Origin of the sequence: Novosphingobium sp. (assembly GCF_025351285.1) — a bacterium.
In the GTDB taxonomy this organism is placed as follows: Bacteria; Pseudomonadota; Alphaproteobacteria; order Sphingomonadales; family Sphingomonadaceae; genus Novosphingobium.
In genome coordinates this window covers 17,592-37,691 of record NZ_JANXWG010000134.1, presented here as the reverse complement: position 1 = coordinate 37,691, position 20,100 = coordinate 17,592, and the positions used below count along the sequence as shown (strand labels likewise).

At 62.6% G+C, this 20,100-nt stretch carries 17 protein-coding genes, 1 tRNA gene and 1 pseudogene; 13 read left to right on the top strand and 6 right to left on the bottom strand.

Annotated elements, in window-relative coordinates:
• Positions 1 to 112: 112 nt before the first annotated feature.
• The 4 genes from clpS to Q0R16_RS16265 form a co-directional block, all read right to left on the bottom strand.
• Positions 113 to 478, bottom strand: coding sequence for an ATP-dependent Clp protease adapter ClpS (gene clpS, locus Q0R16_RS16280; protein WP_295638481.1), 366 nt, complete (start codon positions 476 to 478; stop codon positions 113 to 115).
• Between the two features lie 290 nt (positions 479 to 768).
• Positions 769 to 1,563, bottom strand: coding sequence for a phasin family protein (locus Q0R16_RS16275; RefSeq protein ID WP_295638478.1), 795 nt, complete (start codon positions 1,561 to 1,563; stop codon positions 769 to 771).
• Between the two features lie 222 nt (positions 1,564 to 1,785).
• Positions 1,786 to 3,672: a class I poly(R)-hydroxyalkanoic acid synthase gene (gene phaC, locus Q0R16_RS16270; RefSeq protein WP_295638474.1), complete on the bottom strand. Its 1,887-nt coding sequence runs from the start codon at positions 3,670 to 3,672 to the stop codon at positions 1,786 to 1,788.
• Positions 3,673 to 3,716: 44 nt separating this feature from the next.
• Positions 3,717 to 4,199 carry a hypothetical protein gene (locus Q0R16_RS16265; protein ID WP_295638471.1) on the bottom strand — a complete coding sequence of 161 codons (483 nt, stop codon included), beginning with the start codon at positions 4,197 to 4,199 and terminating at the stop codon, positions 3,717 to 3,719.
• Here Q0R16_RS16265 and Q0R16_RS16260 point away from each other — a divergent pair.
• From Q0R16_RS16260 to Q0R16_RS16245, 4 genes are all read left to right on the top strand, one after another.
• Entirely contained in the window at positions 4,198 to 4,854 is a 657-nt protein-coding gene (locus Q0R16_RS16260) for a DUF2306 domain-containing protein (RefSeq protein ID WP_295638468.1), read from the top strand. The genes Q0R16_RS16265 and Q0R16_RS16260 overlap by 2 nt on opposite strands.
• Before the next feature lie 56 nt (positions 4,855 to 4,910).
• Positions 4,911 to 6,110 carry an LL-diaminopimelate aminotransferase gene (locus Q0R16_RS16255; protein WP_295638464.1) on the top strand — a complete coding sequence of 400 codons (1,200 nt, stop codon included), beginning with the start codon at positions 4,911 to 4,913 and terminating at the stop codon, positions 6,108 to 6,110.
• A 30-nt stretch (positions 6,111 to 6,140) separates the two neighbouring features.
• Positions 6,141 to 6,938: a crotonase/enoyl-CoA hydratase family protein gene (locus Q0R16_RS16250; protein ID WP_295638461.1), complete on the top strand. Its 798-nt coding sequence runs from the start codon at positions 6,141 to 6,143 to the stop codon at positions 6,936 to 6,938.
• A gap of 93 nt (positions 6,939 to 7,031) precedes the next feature.
• Positions 7,032 to 7,105 (top strand) — tRNA-Cys (locus Q0R16_RS16245).
• Positions 7,106 to 7,200: 95 nt separating this feature from the next.
• Here the strand turns inward: Q0R16_RS16245 and Q0R16_RS16240 are convergent.
• Complete coding sequence (locus Q0R16_RS16240; protein WP_295638458.1) at positions 7,201 to 8,136, bottom strand: LysR family transcriptional regulator; 936 nt, start codon at positions 8,134 to 8,136, stop codon at positions 7,201 to 7,203.
• A gap of 125 nt (positions 8,137 to 8,261) precedes the next feature.
• Between Q0R16_RS16240 and Q0R16_RS16235 the strand changes: the two genes are divergently transcribed.
• The 9 genes and pseudogenes from Q0R16_RS16235 to Q0R16_RS16195 all read left to right on the top strand — a co-directional run bounded on the left by Q0R16_RS16235 (position 8,262) and on the right by Q0R16_RS16195 (position 19,319).
• Positions 8,262 to 10,682, top strand: coding sequence for a TonB-dependent receptor (locus Q0R16_RS16235; RefSeq protein WP_295638455.1), 2,421 nt, complete (start codon positions 8,262 to 8,264; stop codon positions 10,680 to 10,682).
• Positions 10,682 to 11,659, top strand: coding sequence for an MBL fold metallo-hydrolase (locus Q0R16_RS16230; protein ID WP_295638452.1), 978 nt, complete (start codon positions 10,682 to 10,684; stop codon positions 11,657 to 11,659). Before Q0R16_RS16235 ends, Q0R16_RS16230 begins: the two co-directional genes overlap by 1 nt.
• A 253-nt stretch (positions 11,660 to 11,912) precedes the next feature.
• Positions 11,913 to 14,291, top strand: a complete 2,379-nt coding sequence (locus Q0R16_RS16225; RefSeq protein WP_295638449.1) for a TonB-dependent receptor — start codon at positions 11,913 to 11,915, stop codon at positions 14,289 to 14,291.
• 48 nt (positions 14,292 to 14,339) lie between these two features.
• Positions 14,340 to 15,653: a family 1 glycosylhydrolase gene (locus Q0R16_RS16220; protein WP_295638446.1), complete on the top strand. Its 1,314-nt coding sequence runs from the start codon at positions 14,340 to 14,342 to the stop codon at positions 15,651 to 15,653.
• A 133-nt stretch (positions 15,654 to 15,786) separates the two neighbouring features.
• Positions 15,787 to 16,041 carry a hypothetical protein gene (locus tag Q0R16_RS16215; protein ID WP_366857860.1) on the top strand — a complete coding sequence of 85 codons (255 nt, stop codon included), beginning with the start codon at positions 15,787 to 15,789 and terminating at the stop codon, positions 16,039 to 16,041.
• Between the two features lie 11 nt (positions 16,042 to 16,052).
• Positions 16,053 to 16,955, top strand: a complete 903-nt coding sequence (locus Q0R16_RS16210; protein ID WP_295638443.1) for a VOC family protein — start codon at positions 16,053 to 16,055, stop codon at positions 16,953 to 16,955.
• Between the two features lie 33 nt (positions 16,956 to 16,988).
• Positions 16,989 to 17,561: pseudogene (locus Q0R16_RS16205) on the top strand (prolyl oligopeptidase family serine peptidase); the annotation flags it as partial.
• Positions 17,558 to 18,349: a cyclase family protein gene (locus Q0R16_RS16200; RefSeq protein WP_295638441.1), complete on the top strand. Its 792-nt coding sequence runs from the start codon at positions 17,558 to 17,560 to the stop codon at positions 18,347 to 18,349. The pseudogene Q0R16_RS16205 and the gene Q0R16_RS16200, both read left to right, overlap by 4 nt.
• Before the next feature lie 4 nt (positions 18,350 to 18,353).
• Positions 18,354 to 19,319, top strand: coding sequence for a fumarylacetoacetate hydrolase family protein (locus Q0R16_RS16195; protein ID WP_295638438.1), 966 nt, complete (start codon positions 18,354 to 18,356; stop codon positions 19,317 to 19,319).
• A 27-nt stretch (positions 19,320 to 19,346) separates the two neighbouring features.
• Here the strand turns inward: Q0R16_RS16195 and Q0R16_RS16190 are convergent, their stop codons facing one another.
• Positions 19,347 to 20,099 carry a hypothetical protein gene (locus Q0R16_RS16190; RefSeq protein ID WP_295638434.1) on the bottom strand — a complete coding sequence of 251 codons (753 nt, stop codon included), beginning with the start codon at positions 20,097 to 20,099 and terminating at the stop codon, positions 19,347 to 19,349.
• Between the last annotated feature and the right edge of the window lies 1 nt (position 20,100).

Genomic DNA, 20,100 nt, shown 5'->3' with positions numbered 1-20,100 from the left:
TGGCAGGGAATGAGGCGCGGGCAGGAACCCCGCGCAAACCTTCCTGCCCCCGCCATAGACAGCGCACGGTCCGAACGAAAGCCCCCGCGGCTGGGTTTCCTGATTGTTCCGCTTAAGCTTTTTCGAGCGTGCACTGCAGCGGGTGCTGGTTCTGGCGCGCGAAGTCCATCACCTGGTTCACCTTGGTTTCAGCGATTTCATAGGGAAAAATGCCGCAAACGCCCACGCCTTTCTGGTGGACGTGGAGCATGACCCGGGTGGCCTGTTCAAGATCCATGCTGAAGAAGCGCTTGAGGCACATCACCACGAATTCCATCGGCGTGTAATCGTCGTTCAGCATCAGCACCTTGAACATGCTGGGCTTTTTCGATCGGGTGCGGGTGCGCGTCGCCACGCCGATCTGGTCGTCGCTCTGACCGCCGTTTCCGCGATCATCACCGCCTTCGCCGGCGCCGATGACGATTGTTGCATCCGGCATGGCCTGCTCCGGCAGGAATTCACCATGGCGCGGCAATTGATGGGGATTGAAGTGCATGATGTCTCTTTATCGCAGCGGCGGGCACGCGGAGCAAGGGGCGGGCGAAGCATGGATGCATGCCTGTCGCCAATAAGGTTTGCCGAACAAGGAATGACAAGGCCCGGCGGTGTGAAAATCGGGCTGAGGCAAAAAAGATCGGGCCGGACGGATTGCTCCGACCGGCCCGGTCTTGATCAGTCTGCCCGTGCACGCGCCGGCCCAACGGCCTGCGCGCTGCGGTCAGGCGGCGATCAGGCCGCCTTCTTCACCTTTTCCATCGCCAGGCTCATGCGAGTCGACAGCGGCTGGAATGCTTCGTTGACGAGCTTGAGCATCGCTTCGCTCGACTTCGACGACTTGGCAACGGCCGCGTCGAAGTTCTTCTTCATGATCGCGGTCTGCTTTTCCATGAACTCGGTCGGGCTCTTGGCCGAAGCGAGGTCCTTGGCGTCGGCGGTCATCGTCTCGAACGCGGTCTTGGCTTCGGCGACGTAGCCCTTGCCCATTTCCTGGATGCCGCCGGCGAGGATCTTGGTCGATTCGACCATGGCTTCGACGTTGCCCTTGGCGAACTCGCCGACTTCGCCGAGGCCAGCCTGGCCCTTTTCAGCGAAAGTCTTGGCCTTGGCGGCCGCATCCTTGACGGCGTCCTGGATCTTGGTGGTGATTTCGGTGGTGGTGGTAGCCAGGATCTTGGTGTCCTTGACTGGGGCCGGCAGACGCGCGGCGGGTTTCGATGTGGGTACGGTCTTGGTCTTCAATGGCTTGGCTGCGATCGGCGTCCTGGCTGCAACTGGCTTTGGGCTGACCTTGGCCGGAACAGGCTTGGCCGCTATGATCTTGATCGTGGCCGGCTTGGCGGGACCAGATTTTGCCGCGACGGAATTTGCCACAGCATCTACCTTGGCAGCTTCGGGCTTTACAGCTTCGACCTTGGCAGGTTCCGCGGACGTTGCTTTGGCCGCAACCGGGGCTGCCGCAGGCATGGCCGATTCGACTTTCGTCGCAATGTCGGCTTCGGCAATGGGCTTGGCGATATCGGCCATAGGGACCTTCGTTTCTGCGTCCGGGATTTCGCCCGGTCGGTTGATTTAAGTCAAGTCCGACAAGCGCCGGATGACTTCTGCTGCGCCGCAACATAATTTGTCGGAGGTGCAAGTCAAGAGATTTTTGTGCAGTGCACAATAACTCGACGCAACCAGAGCACGCTCCAGCCCGCTCAGTCGGCTGTCACCGAACCGTCAACCGTTTGAAAAAAAGACAGTTTATCAGCGCGATTTAACGTAGCTGCCCGGTGCATCCTCGATCGCCGGATCGCCCTTGCCGCCGGGCTTGCGCTTGGCAGTCGCAGCAATTCTCCGCGAATCCTCCGCTTCGATCCATTCGATCCAGTCGGGCCACCAACTGCCTTTGGTCTCTCGCGCGCCTGCCACGAAGTCGGCCAGCGAGTCGGGCTTTCCGTCATTGAGCCAGTATTGGTACTTGCCCGAGCTGGGTGGGTTGACCACGCCGGCGATGTGTCCCGATCCCGCCAACACGAACTTGTAAGTGCCGCCCAGGTGCCGCGTCAGCTTCCACACGCTGCCGGCGGGAGCGATGTGATCCTCGCGCCCGGCTTGGATGTAGCATGGGGTTTCGATGCGGCGCAGGTCGATCGGCGTGTTGTCGACTACCATCGCGTCGGGCACGACCAGCTTGTTGTCGCGGTACAGCTCCTCGAGGTAGGCCTTGTGCCACTTCGATGGCAGGTTGGTGGTGTCGCCGTTCCAGTGGAGCAGGTCGAACGCCGGGTAATCCTCGCCCAGCAGGTAGTTGTTGATCACGTAGTTCCAGATCAGGTCGGGCCCGCGCAGCGCGTTGAACGTCGCCGCCATGATCCGGCCATCGAGATAGCCGTCCTGCGACAAATTTCCGAGCATCTTGATCTGTTTGTCGTCGATGAAGTTCCTGAGCTCGCCCGCATCCTCGAAATCGACTTGCGCGGTGAAGAACGTGGCCGACACGACCTTGTCGGCTTCCCCCCGCCGCGCCATCAACGCCAGCGTGGCGGCAAGCGTCGTGCCCGCCACGCAATAGCCGATGGTATGGACCGCGGGCACATCGAGCCGCGCGCGCACGTGGTCGATCGCGTCGATCTGGGCCTTGATGTAATCGTCCCAGATCGTGTCGGCCATGCTGGCGTCGGCCGACTTCCACGACACCACGAACACCGTCAGACCTTGCTCCACAGCCCAGCGGATGAAGCTTTTCTGCGGGTTGAGGTCGAGGATGTAGAACCGGTTGATCCACGGAGGAAAGATCACCAGCGGCACCGCCAGCACCTGATCGGTCACCGGCGTGTACTGAATCAGTTGAAACAGCGGCGTTTCATAAACCACCTTGCCCGGCGTTACCGCAATGTTGCGGCCCAGTTCGAACGCATCGGGATCGGTATGGGTCAATTGCCCGCGCTTGAGATCGGTGATCAGGTGTTCGGCGCCGCGCACCAGGTTGTCGCCGCGCATTTCGAGCGTGCGCTCGATCACCAGCGGGTTGGTCAGCGGGAAATTGGCCGGGCTGAGCGCGTCGGTGAGCACCCGGGTCATGAAGCGGATCTGCTCCTTCTTCTCGGGCGTCACGCCATCGACCTGCTCGGCCATCGCCACGAGTTGTTCCGACAGCAGCAGGTACGTCTGGTGGATCAGCGCAAACAGCGGGGTTTCGCGCCATTTGGCGTCATTGAAGCGCCGATCGTTTCGGGGCAGTTCGGGCGCGGCATCGGGCTTCGTAGCTCCAAGCCCATATCCGCCCAGCACCGTGGTCCACAGCGCCATGCTGTCCTGCCACAGCTTCTGCTGGGTTTCCCAGGCCGATAGCGGCATCGCCTTCTGCCATTCGCCGAACATGACCGCCCACTTGGCCGGATCGACCATCTTCGCCAGCGCCACCTCTGCCGTGCCGCCCTGTTCGCCGGCGAATTCCAGCCACATCTTCTGCAGCTTGGCTGCCGACATGCCCCAATGCTGAAGGTCGGCCGGCTCGGCCAGCGTGGTCATCGCCGTCCCACCCCCCATCAGTGCGGGCGCGAATGGCGCGAACAGCGCGCGCATCGTTTCGCCCTGCTGGCGGACGAGATCCTCGAACGCCGGAGGATCACCGTTCGTCGGTCCGGCCATGAAATGCGTATCCCTTTAATTTTGTGCGAATTTGTTGCTGCGCCTCAGCGCGCGCGGCACATGGCCGAGCCCGTGCGGCGGTATTCGGCGTGGAACCTGGGCATGTTTTCAGACCTGTCCCCAAAACTGTGCCCATCGCCAAGGAAGAGGGTCAACCCCCGATCCGCCGAAGGGCTTTCGCTTTCGCCACCCCAGGTGTCGATCTGGATATTCTTGGTCATCGTACCCCAGCGGCCGTGGCCATAGAGCGTGTCTTGCCCATGGGCATGGCGACTCAGGAAACGGAACAATACAGGGCCGCAACGACCCTTGTCATCGAGGCTGACCCCACAAAAATCCTTGCCGCACTGTGTGATGTCGATCGACTTGTACTGGCGCCCGCGCGCGGTGAAGGCGGAGTGTTCCCCACCGACAGTCCAGCGCCCGTAGTATGGGCTGGGGGCTGCCGCCTGGGCTGTGGCCGAGGCCATGACCACGGCGAGGACCGGTATCGACAGCCGCGCGATCGAATGGGACAATGCCTTCATGTCAGTCTCCCTTACGGAATCGGTACCTGTGCCAGGCCTGGCGATCCGGGCCCTGCGCGGGGCAGCGATAGCAGCAATTGCGCTCTACGTCATGCTGGCGGCGTGGAAGGCACTGCACACGCCGCTCGCGCTTGATGATTTTCCCGAAGAACTGGCGATCAAGGTCGAATTGCTGCCGCTGCTGTTTCCGCTGCATATGGTCACCGGCGGGCTGGCGCTGGCGCTGGTGCCGCTGACGTTCGCGGCCCGGCGCTATCCTCGCTGGCACCGGCCGTTGGGACGAATCACCGCCGCCGACGTGCTGATCTCGGGCCTGACAGCGTTTCCGGTGGCGCTGGTGGCGCCAGTCACGCGCGTTTCGGCGCTGGGGTTCAGCGCTCAGGCGGCGGTCTGGCTCACCCTGCTGGCGCTCGGCATCCACAACATCCGGCGCGGGCGCGTGGCCGCACACCGCACTTGCATGCTGTTGATGGCGGCCACCACCAGCGGCGCGCTTGTGTTCCGGATCGCGCTTGCCACTTGGGCGATCATGGGCTCCACCCGGCATTATGAGGCGTTCTACGCCGCCGATGCATGGTGCGCCTGGGCGCTTCCGCTTGGCCTCGCGGGCTTTTTACTACATCGCACTGGCAGTTTGCGCGCCGATCCCCGATAAGGGCCGCTGAAATGAAGGCGCGCGCCAAGCGGCGACGTCAAATCCGGAAAGGTCCGATGTCCGAAGAATTTTACCGCATGAAGCGACTGCCGCCCTATGTCATCGCCGAAGTCAACGGCATGCGCGCGGCCGCCCGTGCGGCAGGACGCGACATCATCGACCTGGGCATGGGCAACCCCGATCTGCCGCCGCCCGCGCACGTGATCGAAAAGCTGTGCGAAGTGGCGATGAAGCCCGATGCGCACGGCTATTCGGCCTCGAAGGGCATCCCCGGCATCCGCAAGGCGCAAGCCAATTACTACGGCCGTCGCTTCGGCGTGGATCTCGATCCCGAGACCGAAGTGGTGATGACGATGGGATCGAAGGAAGGGCTCGCCTCGATGGCCACGGCGATGACTGCGCCGGGCGACGTGGTGCTGGCGCCCAACCCCAGCTACCCGATCCATACGTTCGGCTTCATCATCGCCGGCGCGACGATCCGTTCGGTGCCGACCACGCCGAACGAGGACTATTTCCGCGCGCTCGAACGCGCGATGGCGTTCACCGTGCCTCGCCCGTCGATCCTGATCGTCAATTATCCGTCGAACCCCACTGCCGAAACGGTCGACCTCGCGTTCTACGAACGGCTGGTGGCCTGGGCCAAGGAGAACAAGGTCTGGATCCTGTCCGACCTCGCCTATTCCGAACTGTACTTCGACGGCAACCCGACGCCATCGATCCTGCAGGTGCCAGGCGCCAAGGACGTGTCGGTGGAATTTACCTCGATGTCGAAAACGTTTTCGATGGCCGGCTGGCGCGTGGGCTTTGCAGTGGGCAATGCCCGGCTGATCGCGGCACTGTCGCGGGTGAAAAGCTACCTCGATTACGGCGCGTTCACGCCAATCCAGGCGGCGGCTTGTGCAGCGCTCAACGGCCCGCAGGATATCGTCGAATCCAACCGCCAGCTCTATCAGAAGCGCCGCGACGTGCTGGTCGAAAGCTTCGGCCGCGCCGGCTGGGACATTCCCAGCCCCAAGGCCTCGATGTTTGCCTGGGCACCGCTGCCGCCTGCATTGAAGGCGATGGGCAGCCTGGAGTTTTCCAAGCAACTGCTCACGCACGCCGAAGTCGCGGTGGCGCCGGGTGTGGGGTATGGCGAGGAAGGCGAAGGCTATGTCCGCATCGCGCTGGTCGAGAACGAGCAGCGCTTGCGGCAGGCCGCGCGCAACGTGAAGCGCTACCTTGCCAGCATGGGCGTGAACGCCAGCGCGGCTTGAAAAACAACAAACAGATTGGAAGAACCGCCGATGATGTTTCGTGACCGCGTGTCGATCACGCTGGAAGGCCAAGTCGCGCACGTTCGGCTCGAACGGCCGGACAAGCTCAATGCGCTCGATGACGATATGTTCGAGGCGGTTGTCGAAGCCGGCCAGCATCTGTTTGGAATGCATGGCGTGCGCTGCGTTGTTTTGTCCGGCGCGGGGCGTGCGTTCTGCGCGGGGCTGGACCTTGCCAGCATGGCGCGGACCGATCAGCATAGCGAAACCTCGCTGACGGCGCGCACCCACGGCAATGCAAACCGGCCGCAGCAGGCAGCGATGGTGTGGCGCAAGCTGCCGATGCCGGTGGTCGTGGCGATCCAGGGCGTATGCTTCGGCGGCGGCTTGCAGATCGCCAGCGGCGGAGACATCCGCGTGGTGGCGCCTGACGCGCGGCTGGCGATCATGGAAACCAAGTGGGGGCTGGTGCCTGACATGGCCGGCTATGTGCTGTGGCGCGGCAACGTGCGCGACGATGTGTTGCGCGAACTGATCTACACGCACCGCGAGTTTTCGGGTGAGCAAGCGGCGCAGTACGGCATTGCAACGCATGTAGATGCCAACCCGGTGGCGCGCGCGATGGCCATTGCGCAGGAGATCGCGTTGCAAAGCCCGCAGGCAGTCCGCGCCTCGAAGCTGCTGTGCAACCGCATGCCCGAGCTTTCGGCGGACGACATGCTGATGGCCGAAAGCATCGCGCAGCACGAACTGATGTATTCGAAAAACCAGAAGGAATCGGTCTTGGCCGGGATGGAACGCCGCACTGGTATTTTCGACGATCCGTGATGGCGCCTTCGCACGCCACACCACCACAAACCGATTGAACATCCCCGCGCCTTGGTCTAACCGCCGCGCGTTCCACGCTGATCTGCGTATCGAGGCCCGATGGCGGAGTGGTTACGCACCGGACTGCAAATCCGTTTACGCCGGTTCGATTCCGGCTCGGGCCTCCAAGCAGATTTTCGCGGAACCTTGCAAATCCGATTACCTGGATTCGCCACAAACCATCGCTATCCTGCGGGCCTCAGCGTTCTTCACGGACGACCAGCTAGCCTGGTCCTGTAGAGCGCTGAGACATAAGCTGGCGCTTAGCGTAATTCTGCATCTGTTCGAGCAGCCACAGCAGCCCGCCATCTTTTTCGCGTGTGCGATGATACTGCGCCATTTCTTCCATAAGGGGCATCGGAAAGGGTAGCGCTGCAATCGCGAGCGGCAGGACTTTTGAGAATGTCAGTGCAAGCCGCTGGTGAAGCACCGCGATCCGAGTCGAATTGGGAAGCAGCCAAGGCACAGCCGCGAATGTCGGTGCAATAACGTCAATGCGCCGATTCAATCCGATGCTATGCATTTGCTCTTCTGCGAACGGTCGGGTTCGTTGTGGGCCCAGTTCGACAGAAACCTGGGGCGATGCGAGAAAACTTTCCAGGCTGACTTGCGATGCGAAAAGCGGATTCTCGGACCAACCGACGATCACGTGTGGCTCTTCGAAAATGAGAACCGACGGGTGATGGGGTGATGTGAATTGCCGGGGCGTCAGGATCAGGTCGACATCGCCGCGCTCAAGATATTGAATGATTTGAGGAGTCAGCGACGAGACTTCAAATGAGACGTTTGGCGCCTCGTTCTGGAGCAATGCTATAAGCGGCGCCACCAACGTGGTGAAAATATAGTCCGAGCCGGCAAGACGAAATCGTCGTTCGGAAGTGGCCGGATCGAAGGCGGTAGATGCTGCGATAAGCCGTTCGACATCACCCAGCACCTCCCGGATCATGGGCTGAAGGCTGAGTGCATGAGCCGTAGGCAGCATGACTCGCCCCGTGGGCAAAAGCAGTTCGTCGTCAAAATAAAGCCGGAGGCGCGCCAAGGCAGAGCTTGTCGCGGGCTGGCTGAGATTGAGCCGCTTTGCCGCCGCAGTCACGTTCCGCTCGTTGAGCAGCACCTCCAGCACGAGGAGGAGATTGAGGTCCAGACCTTTAAATCGCATCGCATTACATCCACTATTTGAAAATTGAATAACAATCAATCCGAACAAGGGATTTTGCGGATCGCGCGCAGTGTGGAACTGAAGGGGTAAGATCGCGGAACAATCGCGATAAAGGGGAGGCTTTCATGCGCTCTGCGCTTTTCTGCGGTTCGGCCGTCATTCTCGTCAGCACCATGTCCACCAGCGCGCTGGCGGCTGACCAGGATTCTCCGACGTCGTCCCCTGTCAGCGAACCGGCTGCCGCCGATGCCACACCCGCCGGCGGGCTTGGCGAGATTGTCGTGACTGCGCAGCGCCGGTCCGAAAACTTGCAGAAAGCGGCGCTTCCGGTTGATGTGGTTTCGGGCGCAGCAGTCGTTTCCAGCGGACTGAGCGCGGCGGGCCAGCTTGGCGCGGTCATTCCCTCGCTATCGGTGCAGAACAACGGCGGCGCAAACGTCACCCTGTTCCTGCGCGGTGTCGGCAACTTCACCGTCAACGGCTACAGCGATCCTGCCATCGCCATCAATTACGACGGGGTCTATCTTGGCCGACCCACGTCCACCTCCGGACTGTTCTACGATCTTGAGCGGATCGAAGTGCTCAAGGGGCCGCAGGGCACGCTCTACGGCCGCAACGCCACCGGCGGTGCGATCAACGTCATCCCGGCAAGGCCCCGCGTGGGCGAACTCTCGGGCTTCGGCACGGTCAGCTACGGCAACTTCAATGCGGTAAACGCCCAGGCTGCGTTGAACCTGCCGGTTGGGCAGGACGGCGCGCTGCGGATTTCGGGCAATGTCGTTTCGCGTGATGGCTACAATTCGGACGGCACTTCGGACGAGAAGACCCAGGCGCTGCGGGTGCAGTTCCTCGGCAAGTTGACCCCCAACCTGACCGTGCGCATTTCGGGCGACTATTCGCACAATGGCGGCAAGGGCGTTGGCGCAAATTATTCGGACGCGTTCGCATTCAGCTTCCCGACCCAGCAGTTCATCGTCACGCCTTCGCGCTTCGGCAATTCGGTCGGCCTGTTCGATCCCGCGGCGCAAGCTTATCGGCGGACGTTGTTTGCAGGCTTGCCGGGCCGCACGCTCGGCGCGCTCGAGTCCGATGTCTACGTGAAGGACAACTATTACGGAGCCTCCGCCGAGGTAACCTGGCGGACCGGTGCCGGCACTCTAACGGTGCTGCCGGCAGCGCGCTTCGCCACCCTTAATGACAAGTTCCCGACCCCGGCATTCATCGGGTTTATCCAGGAAAACGACAGCCAGTACAGCGTCGAAGCACGCTGGGCCGGTGAACGGATCGGCATTTTCGACTATATTCTGGGCGGCTACTTCTTCGACGAGAGGGTGAAAGGCAACTACACCTTCTCGCAGGACGCGCTTGCCGCCTATCAGGAGTTCACCTCCGACACGAAGTCCTATGCCGCCTTCGGCCGGGTGACCACGCACCTGACCGACCGGTTGCGGCTTGTTGGCGGGGCGCGCTACACGAAAGACAAGAAGGACTTTTCCGGCATCGCCGACGTGATTACCGTCGTCTGCACGGTGCGCAACGCCTTCGGCGTGCCGAATTGCCCCAACGCGCCGGTGATCCCGGTCACCGACAGCCTGTCACAACTGCCCTTCCCGGTGCCGGGGCCGGCATCGGGCCCGATCCCCGTCATCCCCACCGGTGCAATCATCGTGCGCGCGCAGACCCCGGTGAACCAGAGCCAGAATCCGGGCAAAGTGACTTACCGGCTTGCGGGCGAGTTCGACCTTTCGCCCACCTCGCTGCTCTATGCCAGCTTCGAGACCGGCTATCGCTCGGGCGGGTTCTCGCTGTCGTTCGGCAAGGAAACCTTCCAGCCGGAATACATCGATGCCTTCACCATCGGCTCGAAGAACCGCCTGTTCGACAACCGGCTCCAGCTCAACATCGAAGCGTTCTACTGGAAGTACAAGAACCAGCAGGTCAACCACACCGGCATCGACTTGCGCGGCAACCAGGGCCAGTTCACCGAGAACGTTGGGCGTTCGGTCAACAAGGGCGTGGAGGCCGAGGCACAATTCCTCGCCACTCCGACCACGCTGCTCAACGCCCAGGTCCAGTACCTCGACGCGAAGTACCAGTCGTTCGCCTATACCGTTCCGCTAGGTACCAACCCGCCTTACGTCGGCTGCCCGGTGTCCATAAGTTCGGCAAACCCGGCGCTGCGCGTGGTCGATTGTGCGGGCAAGCCGTCTTACAATTCGCCCAAATGGACGATGAACCTTGGTGGGCAGCAGACGATCCCCGCGGGCGACTACAAGGTCGTTGCCCAGGTGAACACACAGTACAAGTCGAGCCGCGTGGTCGGCTTCGAGTACCTGCCGTACCAGATCGTCGGTCCGACCTGGACGACCGACGCACAGCTTACTTTCGGACCCGCCAGCGATCGCTGGTCGTTGACCGGGTTCGTCCGCAATATCGAGAACAACCGCATCGTCACCGCGGCGCCGATCTTCAACATCGGCGGTGTCGGCACGCAAGTCCGCAGTGCGCCGCGCACTTACGGCATCCGGGCGAGCGCGAAGTTCTGATGGGGCGCCTGCTGCTGCTCGGCTGTGCGATACTGCTACCGGCGCTGCTGGCCGGGGCGGCACAAGCCACGCCCGCACCGCCGGGCGGACAATGGATCACGCTCGGCACGATGGGAGGACCGGTCGCAAACCCGCGTCGTTCGCAGCCGGCCAATGTGTTGCTGGTCCCCGAGGGCGCGATCCTCGTGGACGCCGGTGACGGTACCGCAGAGCAGCTCGCCAAGGCCCAGATTCCGTTGCCGCAGTTGCGTGCCGTGATCCTGAGCCATTTGCACTGGGACCATACCGGCGGACTGGCGGCGCTGCTGGGCTTGCGCTTCCAGACCAATGTTCCGGGCGCGCTGAGGATATATGGCCCGCCCGGCACCAGGGCCTTGGTGGCAGGGCTGATTGCGTCGATGCAGCCGGGTGCCGAAGCCGGCTATGGCGATCCGCATGCTGCCGCCGTCCATCCTGCGGACACGGTGGAGGTGACCGAACTGGCCGATGCCAGCACCACGACAATCGCCCAGGGCGTGGTGCTCCGGACCGTCCAGAATACCCATTTCAGCTTTCCTCCCGGCAGCGACCTGGATCGGCGATACAAATCTTTTGCCTACCGGTTCGATATGCGGGCCCACTCGATCGTCTACACCGGCGATACCGGTCCCAGCACGGCTGTGGAGCAACTGGCGCAGGGCGCGGACTTGCTCGTCAGCGAGATGATCGACCTGGACGGCACCCTGGCAACGGTGAAACGAAACACGCCCGAGATGGATGCAAGGGCGCTCGCCGGGTTGACCTGGCATCTCACGCATCACCACCTCACCCCCGAACAGGTCGGACAGCTTGCTGGAAGAGCAAAGGTGAAGCGGGTTGTCGTGACCCACATCACGCCGGGCGATACGTCCCCGGCTGACCGCGGACGATTTCTTGCGGCCATCCGCCGCAACTACAACGGACCAGCGGACCTGGCGGAAGATTTGGAGGTTTACTGACACGTTCGAGCAAGCGTTGTTTTAACTCGCACGGCTGGCGGTGGCAGCACCGGGGAGCGATCGCCTGAGTCAACGCGGCACGGTCGCCGCTGCGCGCGATTCTTCACCGCCGACGGCGGTTCAAAAGCCCTCCAACGAAGGCAATTCGTTTTTCAAATAGAAAATTATAAATTCAATAGATTTGAAGAATGGCAGATGTTTTTTTAGGGGATCTCGCGGACCCCCGAGAAGGTTCGTTGTGGAGGATGAACTGATGCGCGTTGTTTCCTGTTTGCTCACTTCGGCATGCTTGCTTGCCCTGGGAACATCGGCCCGAGCTCAAGATGCTGTGCAAGCGCCTGAAGCACAGCAATCAGCCGCAGCAGAAGTCCCAGCGGGTGAGATTGTAGTGACCGCGCAGCGACGCAGTGAGAGCATTCAGCGCGTCCCGGTCAGTCTGACCGCAGTGAACGCAGACACTCTTCGCTTGCAACAGATCAACGATCTCAGCCAGATCACCCGCGCTGCGCCGAGCCTGCAGATCGGGCAGGACAGCACGTTCGCAGTGCGCGGTATTGGAACTCTGGCGTTCGCCAGCACGATCGATTCCAGCGTCGCCGTTTCGGTCGATGACGTCAATCTCGGCCGGCCCGCGCTGAATGCTCCGCAGTTTCTGGACCTTGAACGGGTCGAGGTTCTGAATGGGCCGCAAGGTCTTCTGTTCGGAAAGAACGCATCGGCGGGCTTGCTCAACGTGGTCACGGTAAAGCCCAAGCTGAACACCCGCGAGAACATCACCGATGTCGAGTTCGACTCGCGTGACAAGCCTGGTGCCAGCGGCAGCGCGCCAGGGATCATCGCGCGTCAGACGTTGAATCTTCCGCTTGGCTCGAAAGCCGCGCTGCGCTTAAACGCGCTCTATTCTTACGTCGAGCCGCCCGTAACTTACGTGGGCACCGCACCCGCGGGGACGCGAAACGACTTCAACCGCAAGTCGCTCCAGCTCAAGGGCAAGCTGCTGTTTGCCCCGAGTGACGACTTGTCGATCAATCTCATCGGGGACTACAATAAGCTCACCGGTGCGGGTGGGATCTTCACCACCACCTACCTGCGGACTGCACCCGATAGCGTCAACCTGCCGGCTCTGGCAGCGGACGGGATCACACCGGGCCGGGACAATTTCCAGTTCGGCGGCGACGGCGGATATTGGCGCGACCTCAAGGTCGGCGGCGCTCAGGCGACGGTGCGTTACCAACTGGCCAACGGGATGGAGATCTCCAACCTTGCAGCCTGGCGCTTCTACGATCTCAACCAGCAACTCGACATCGATGCGCTCTCTGCCAATGGCGCCAACACCAATCGCACGATTGCCGACTACAACCAGTTCTCGAACGAATTCCGGATCGCGCTTCCGGCAGGCAATCGCCTGAGCGGACAGGTCGGGCTTTATGCGTTTCGGTCGACGCTTCACCAGGACAGTCTCCTGGGCGGCAACAACTATCTGCCGAGTTTCGTGGCTGCCGGTTTCCCGTTCTGCGTCGGTGCGGTTGCCGTCGCTGGTGCGCGCCCGCCGGCCTGCTCAGTCAGCAACCTGTTCTTCCTCGGCAGTGACCGGGCCTACACTCTCAACACGACAAGCCTCGCCGGTTTCGGGCAAATGACTTATGCTCTGACCGATCAGTTGAAGCTGATCGCAGGCGGCCGCGTAACGCACGACAAGATCGACATCAACTCGCTGCAGGGGCGCTTCAACTACTTCGTGCCGCTTGGTGGGCCCAGCACCCAGGTCGCGCAAACCTACAAGAATACCGATTTTAGCTGGAAGCTCGGCGCGCAGTACCAGGCCACGCCAACGTTGATGTTGTACGGGTTCTATGGCCGCGGCTACAAGGGCCCGGGCTTCAACGACCAAGCTGTGACCCCGGGTGGATCGCTGGTCATCCTGCCGGAGCGTTCGCACACCGGCGAGATCGGTATCAAGTCGAGCTTTCTTGACCGGCACCTCACGCTGAACGTCTCGGCCTTCACAACGAGCTTCGACAACCTCCAGGTCCAGTCCTTCGATACCAATCTCCAGACCTTCGTGATCTCGAACGCCGCCAAGGCGCGGACCAAGGGCATCGAAGTGGCGATGACCGCACTGCCTTTCACCGGGTTGACGATCAATGGCGGTTTTTCACTGCTGTCGTCGAAGTTCGTCAGCTTCCCGGGTGTCCAGTGCTATCCGACCCAGACGACGCGCGGTTGCAGTGCGACGGTTAATCGGTTCGATGCCTCGGGCGATACCCTTCCGGTGGCGCCGAAGTTCACGTCGACCATTGCGGCCAATTACGAATTCGCGACCGGTGGGACGGTGGTTCCGTTCATCCGGGGTGACTGGTACCACCGCTCGTCGATCCACTATGGCCTGAGCGGCGCACCGCTTCAGGTGTTTTCGCCGGTGGATATCTTCGGCGCCAGCCTGGGCGCGCAGATCGGCAAGGCAGTGCGCGTCTCGGTGTTCTGCAAGAACTGCACGAACGAGCATGTGCCGACTTCGATCGGCACCGATGCCGGCGACGCCTCTGCCCGTCCGCCGCGGCTGACTTACAACCAGTCGTTCAACCTCGATTCGGTGCGCACGATCGGCGCTACGTTCGGGCTGCGCTTCTAGGCACTTGGCGAGAGCCAGATTGAATTGCCAGGAGAGGTCGGGCCAGCCATGAAGATCGATCGCAGGGATGCTCTCAAAAGTGTCGTGGCAACCGGGGCAATAGCCCAGGTTGCCCCGTCACTCGCGCAGCCGGTGCCCAGACGGTTTCCGCAAGGCTTTCTCTGGGGCGCGGCGACCGCCGGGCACCAGGTGGAGGGAAACAACACCAACAGCGACACTTGGGCGGTCGAGCACCTGAAGCCGACCAGCTTTGCGGCCCCGTCCGGCGATGCGTGCGACAGCTTCAACCGCTGGCCGATCGACCACGAGATGGTCAGGAGCCTCGGCCTCAACACTTACCGGTTCTCTCTCGAGTGGGCTCGCATCGAACCCGCACCGGGCGAGTTCTCGGTGGCGATGCTCGATCACTACAAGGCGATGATCGACGGCTGCCGCAAGGTGGGGCTGGCGCCGGTCGTAACCTTCAGCCACTTTACCTGCCCGCGATGGTTCGCGGCGATGGGGGGATGGACGAACCCCGACGCTCCGCAACTGTTTGCGCGGTTCTGCGATCGCGCCGCGCGTCACATGGCGGGGAACATCCATGCGGTCGTGACGCTGAATGAACCCAATCTCATGCGGCTGTTGCGCTTCAAGCTGCCCCCGCAGGCCCTTGCCGGAAAAGATGCGGTCAGGGCCGCCGCGGCAAAGGCTTACGATGCGCCGGCCTTCGTCGCGCAGTTCATCGAAAGCGTCCAGCAGACGGATGCGATGGTGCCGATCATGATCGAGGCCCATCGGCAAGGTAAAGCGGCGATCAAGGCAGTCCGGACCAGCCTGCCCGTCGGCATGAGCCTGGCCATCGAGGACGACCAACCGGTCGGAGCGGCAAGCCGGTGCGATGAAAAACGCCGCTACTACTATGGGCCCTGGCTGGAGGCGGCTCGACAGGACGACTTCATCGGCGTGCAGAACTACGAGCGTGCACGCATCGACGAGCGGGGCCAAATGCCGCCGCCCGAGGGAGCGGAGAAGACCACCCGCGGCACAGAGATCTATCCCGAATCCCTTGCCGGAGCCGTCACTTACGCATGGAAAACCGCCGGAGTGCCGGTGCTCGTGACCGAACATGGCGTAGGCACCAGTAACGACAGCCAGCGCGCTGCGTTCATTCCCGCCGCATTGCGCGGCCTGCACGCTGCGATGGACAAAGGCGTCCCGGTGCTTGGCTACATCCATTGGTCGCTGCTCGATAACTTCGAGTGGGTCTTCGGATATGACCCCAAATTCGGACTGGCCAGCGTCGACAGAACCACGTTCCAGCGCAAGTTCAAGCCAAGCGCGAGTGTCCTCGGCCAAATCGCGAAACACAACGCGATATGATGTGTGTCGTATTTGGTTCAACTGAAAGCCAGCTTCCAAAGGGCTTGTTTCACCGGACTGTGGTGCGACGCTGTGGCTGGCCATCCTGCCCGAAAAGATTTGCGCGTCCGCGCCGTTCGAAAGTGAAGTGATGATGAACCGCAACATTCTCATCATAGGCGGCGGCATCGGTGGTTTGTGCGCGGCGATCGTGCTGGCCGAGGAGATCGGCCGCCACGACGATCTCGGCGCCGCGTTCAGCGCGTATCGCGACCGCCGGTTCGAACGCTGCCGCTACATCGTCGAGCAGAGCCTGGCGATCTGCCACGGCCAGTTGGACAAGGGCCCGCCGGTCGACAACCACAAGGCCACCGCGGAGATGTTCGCGGTGGTTTCGCATCCCATCTGAAGGATTTCCGCATGAGCCGAGTGACCGATATTCGCTTCGTGGGCTATGGTGTGCCTGACTTCGAGGCCGAACGGCGCTTCTACGCCGATGACTGGGGGCTGGTCGAAGTCGCGGCCACCCAGGACACCGCCTGGTTCAAGACCCATGGGCACGATGAGCACCATGTCGTCCGACTGCACAAGGCCGATGCACGCCACGTCGAGGTGATCGCGCTGGCCGCTGACAGCCGGGCCGATGTCGATGCACTGTGCGCTGCGGTTTCGGATGCGGGCTGCCGCGTGGTGTTCGCTCCGCGCGAGCTCGATGCGCCTGGCGGCGGCTACGGCCTTCGCTTCTTCTCGCCAGACGGCCTGCCATTCGAGATCTCGGCCGACGTGGCGCGCGGCGAGATGCGCACGATGGAGCGCTGGGAAGGCATGCCGCTCAAGATCAGTCATATCGTGCTGCATTCGCCCGACCATCAGGCGATGGTGCGCTTCTTCGTCGATGTGCTGGGGTTCAAGGTCTCGGACTGGCTGGGCGATTTCATGTGCTTCCTGCGTTGCAATTCAGCGCACCACCGCATCGCGATCCTGCCCGGTCCGCCGTGTCTCAACCATGTGGCGTACGACATGCTGACGCTCGACGACATGATGCGCGGGATCTCGCGGCTCAAGAAGCGCGGCTGCGATCTGCGCTGGGGCCCGGGCCGGCACACCGCGGGCAACAACACCTTCAGCTATTTCGTGACGCCCGGCGGCTTTGCGGTGGAGTACACCTCCGAGCTTGAGGAGGTCGATTTCGAGACGCACCAGGACCAGGTCCACGCGCCCGGCCCGCAAGTGATGGACCAGTGGGGCATAGCTACCGGCGGCCCGCAGACGATGCCGCACCCCGCGCCCGACCCGCACCTGTTCAAGCCGGCCAGGATCTGAGCGATGGCGCTGTTCGAACCGTTCCCCAACTACATCTGGAACCTTTCGGTCGATCCGCACAGCGAGCACTGGGCGTCGAAGGCGGTGGATGGGCTGGAGGCGCAGCCTGACGTGGACCCCAAACGCATCGGCATGACCGGCATTTCGCTGGGCGGCCATTTTGCGCCGCGCGCGGTGGCATACGAACCGCGCTTTGCCAGTGGCGCGGTGTGGGGTGCCAACCACAACTGGCGCGAAGTGCAGGACAAGCGGCTGAACCGCGAGGGCGAGAACCCGGTGCCGCACTACTGGGCGCACGTGATGTGGGCCTTTGGCGCAAGCGACATGGACGATTTCCTGACCCGTTCGGCCGACATGAACCTCAACGGCCACATGGACCGGATCAAGGTCCCGTTCCTGGTCACGCACGGCGCAAGCGACCGGCAGATCAGCGTCGGTTATGCGCACGATCTCTACGATCAACTCGTCAACGCCCCGCGCCGCGAAAAGGTGATCTTCACAGCCCGCGAAGGTGGTGTTGAGCATGTCGGCGCCGACAATATGAGCTATGGCCGCGACTGCATCGCCGACTGGTTCGCCGAAACGCTTGGAGGCCACACCGCATGACACGCCGATTTGTCGATCTTTCGATCACGCTGTGCAACGACGTCGTGAGCGATCCGCCGTTCATGCGGCCCAAGATCACCTACCAGAAGCACGGCGACACGATGGCCGAAATGCAGCACTTCTTCCCCGGGGTCAGCGCGGAGCAAGTGCCCGGCGGCGAAGGCTTTGCCGCGGCCGAAGTGATCACGCTGACCACGCACAACGGCACGCACCTCGATGCGCCGTGGCACTTCCATCCGACGCAGGATGGGCTCGACGGCACGCCGCGCGCGGCGATGACGATCGACGAGATCCCGCTCGAATGGTGCTTCCAGCCGGGCGTGAAGCTGGATTTCACCGCGATGCCCGATGGCTACGTGGTCACCGCCGAGGATATCCAGGCTGAACTCGCCCGCATCGGGCATACGCTCCAGCCGCTCGAAATCGTGCTGGTCAACACCGCGGCGGGCAAGGCGCTGGGCGAGCCCGATTTCGTGAACCGCGGCTGCGGCATCGGCTATGAAGCGACAATGTACCTCACCAGCCGGGGCGTGCGCGTGACCGGGACCGACGCCTGGTCTTGGGACGCGCCGTTCGTCCACACCGCCAAAAAGGTGGCCGAAACCGGCGATACCTCGCTGATCTGGGAAGGCCACAAGGCCGGGCGCGACATCGGCTATTGCCACCTCGAAAAGCTGCACAACCTGGAAGTGCTTCCGCCCGACGGGTTCACCGTGAGCTGCTTCCCGCACAAGATCGAAGGGGCCAGCGCCGGCTGGACTCGCGCGGTCGCGATCTTCGAGGACTGATCCGATGCGGCTGGCAACGCGACCCAATGGCACGCCCGACGGCGAACTGGTGGTGGTGAGCGCCGACAGCGCGCGCTGCCTCGCGATCGAGGGGCTGCGCAACCTGCTTGGCGCGATCGAGACGTGGGATAAAGCCGCTCCCTTGCTGCGCGCGGCGGCAGAGCGGGTGGATGCCGGCCAAGGCGATGCGCTGGACTCCGACACGCTCAAGGCCCCGTTACCGCGGAGCTGGCAATGGCTCGATGGATCGGCGTTTCCGACTCACGGCGAATTGATGCAAGTCGCGTTCTCAACCGATCCGATCGCTACCGACCGCCCGCTGATGTACCAGGGCATGTCGGACCGGTTCTACGGCCCGTACGACGACATGCCCTTGCCGAGCGAAGCCGACGGGATCGACTTCGAAGGCGAATTCGGCGTGATCGTCGATGCCGTGCCGATGGGCACCGATGCCGCCACGGCACTGGGGCATATCCGGTTGGTGGTGCAAATCAATGACTGGTCGCTGCGCGCGATCGCGCCGGTGGAAATGCGCACCGGCTTCGGCTGGGTGCAGGCCAAGCCCGCATGCAGCATGGCACCTTTCGCCGTCACCCCGGACGAACTCGGCGAGCATTGGCAAGACGGGCGGGTGTGCCTTGATCTCGATATAGCCTGGAATGGCCGCCGGTTCGGCCATGCCAATGGCGCGGCGATGGCGTTCGGGTTTCACGACCTCGTTGCGCACGCGGCGCGTACGCGCGATCTGGTAGCGGGGACGATCATCGGGTCCGGCACTGTATCCAACGCCAACTACGCCGAAGTCGGATCGAGCTGCATTTCGGAGCGGCGCGCGATCGAGATGATCGCGACTGGGCAGCCGGTCACCCCATTCATGGCATTCGGAGACACGGTGCGGATGAGCGGATCGTTGCCTGACGGCCGCATGCCGTTCGGAACGATCGATCAGCGCGTCGTCGAGGACGGGTAGTCGGCAATCCCGTCGCTACGTTTTCGCTTAGATACCCGGAATTGCTGCGGACTGGACCGGTACTGAAACCGCAGGCAGTTCAGGATCGAGCGCTTCTGTCGAAGCCTGCGCCGATTTCCCGATCGTGACCGAAGTGGCCATGTCCGTGTGCGGCGCATCGGTAACCGTGGTCGAAGTCTTGGCCAGGTCGACCGAAACAGAGCCGTCATCGGCCTGCTTGCCGAAACTCGGTTCGGGCAAGGCGAGGGCTGCTGTGCCCGCGTTGCTGCCGCCGAACGCCGCCGCAAACGACATGCTGGTCGGCGGGGTAGCGGTCTTTTGCGCCAGACGCGCCGCAGTGCGATGCAGGGCCGCGCGATGCTGCACGGCGTGAACTTCGGTAGCGAGTTCAACCTTCTCCGGCGGAGCCGCCTCGGCGAGTCGTGGAGCGGCCAGGAACGCGTCGGTCCGCGGTTTGAAGGCGGGAACCTTGATGTCTGCCTGCGCGAGTCGTTGGGGCAGCGTCGCTGCATTGGGCATCGTGGGCGACGCCTTGTTTTGCGCATTGGCGGCCGTTGTGTAGGACAGGGTACTGGCAAAGGCGCGCTGCGCTTCGGGCGAAAGGCCCGCACCACGCCAACTGTCCTTGACCGCCGCTGCATCGGCATAAGCCGATTCGGGCGCAGTGATCGGCACTTCGCGATGCAGCCTGACTTGCGCGACATAAATACCCACGCAATCGGCGGCGGTAATCGCCAGAACCAATGCCGCCGCCCATGTCTTGGTGGAATAACGCTTCATG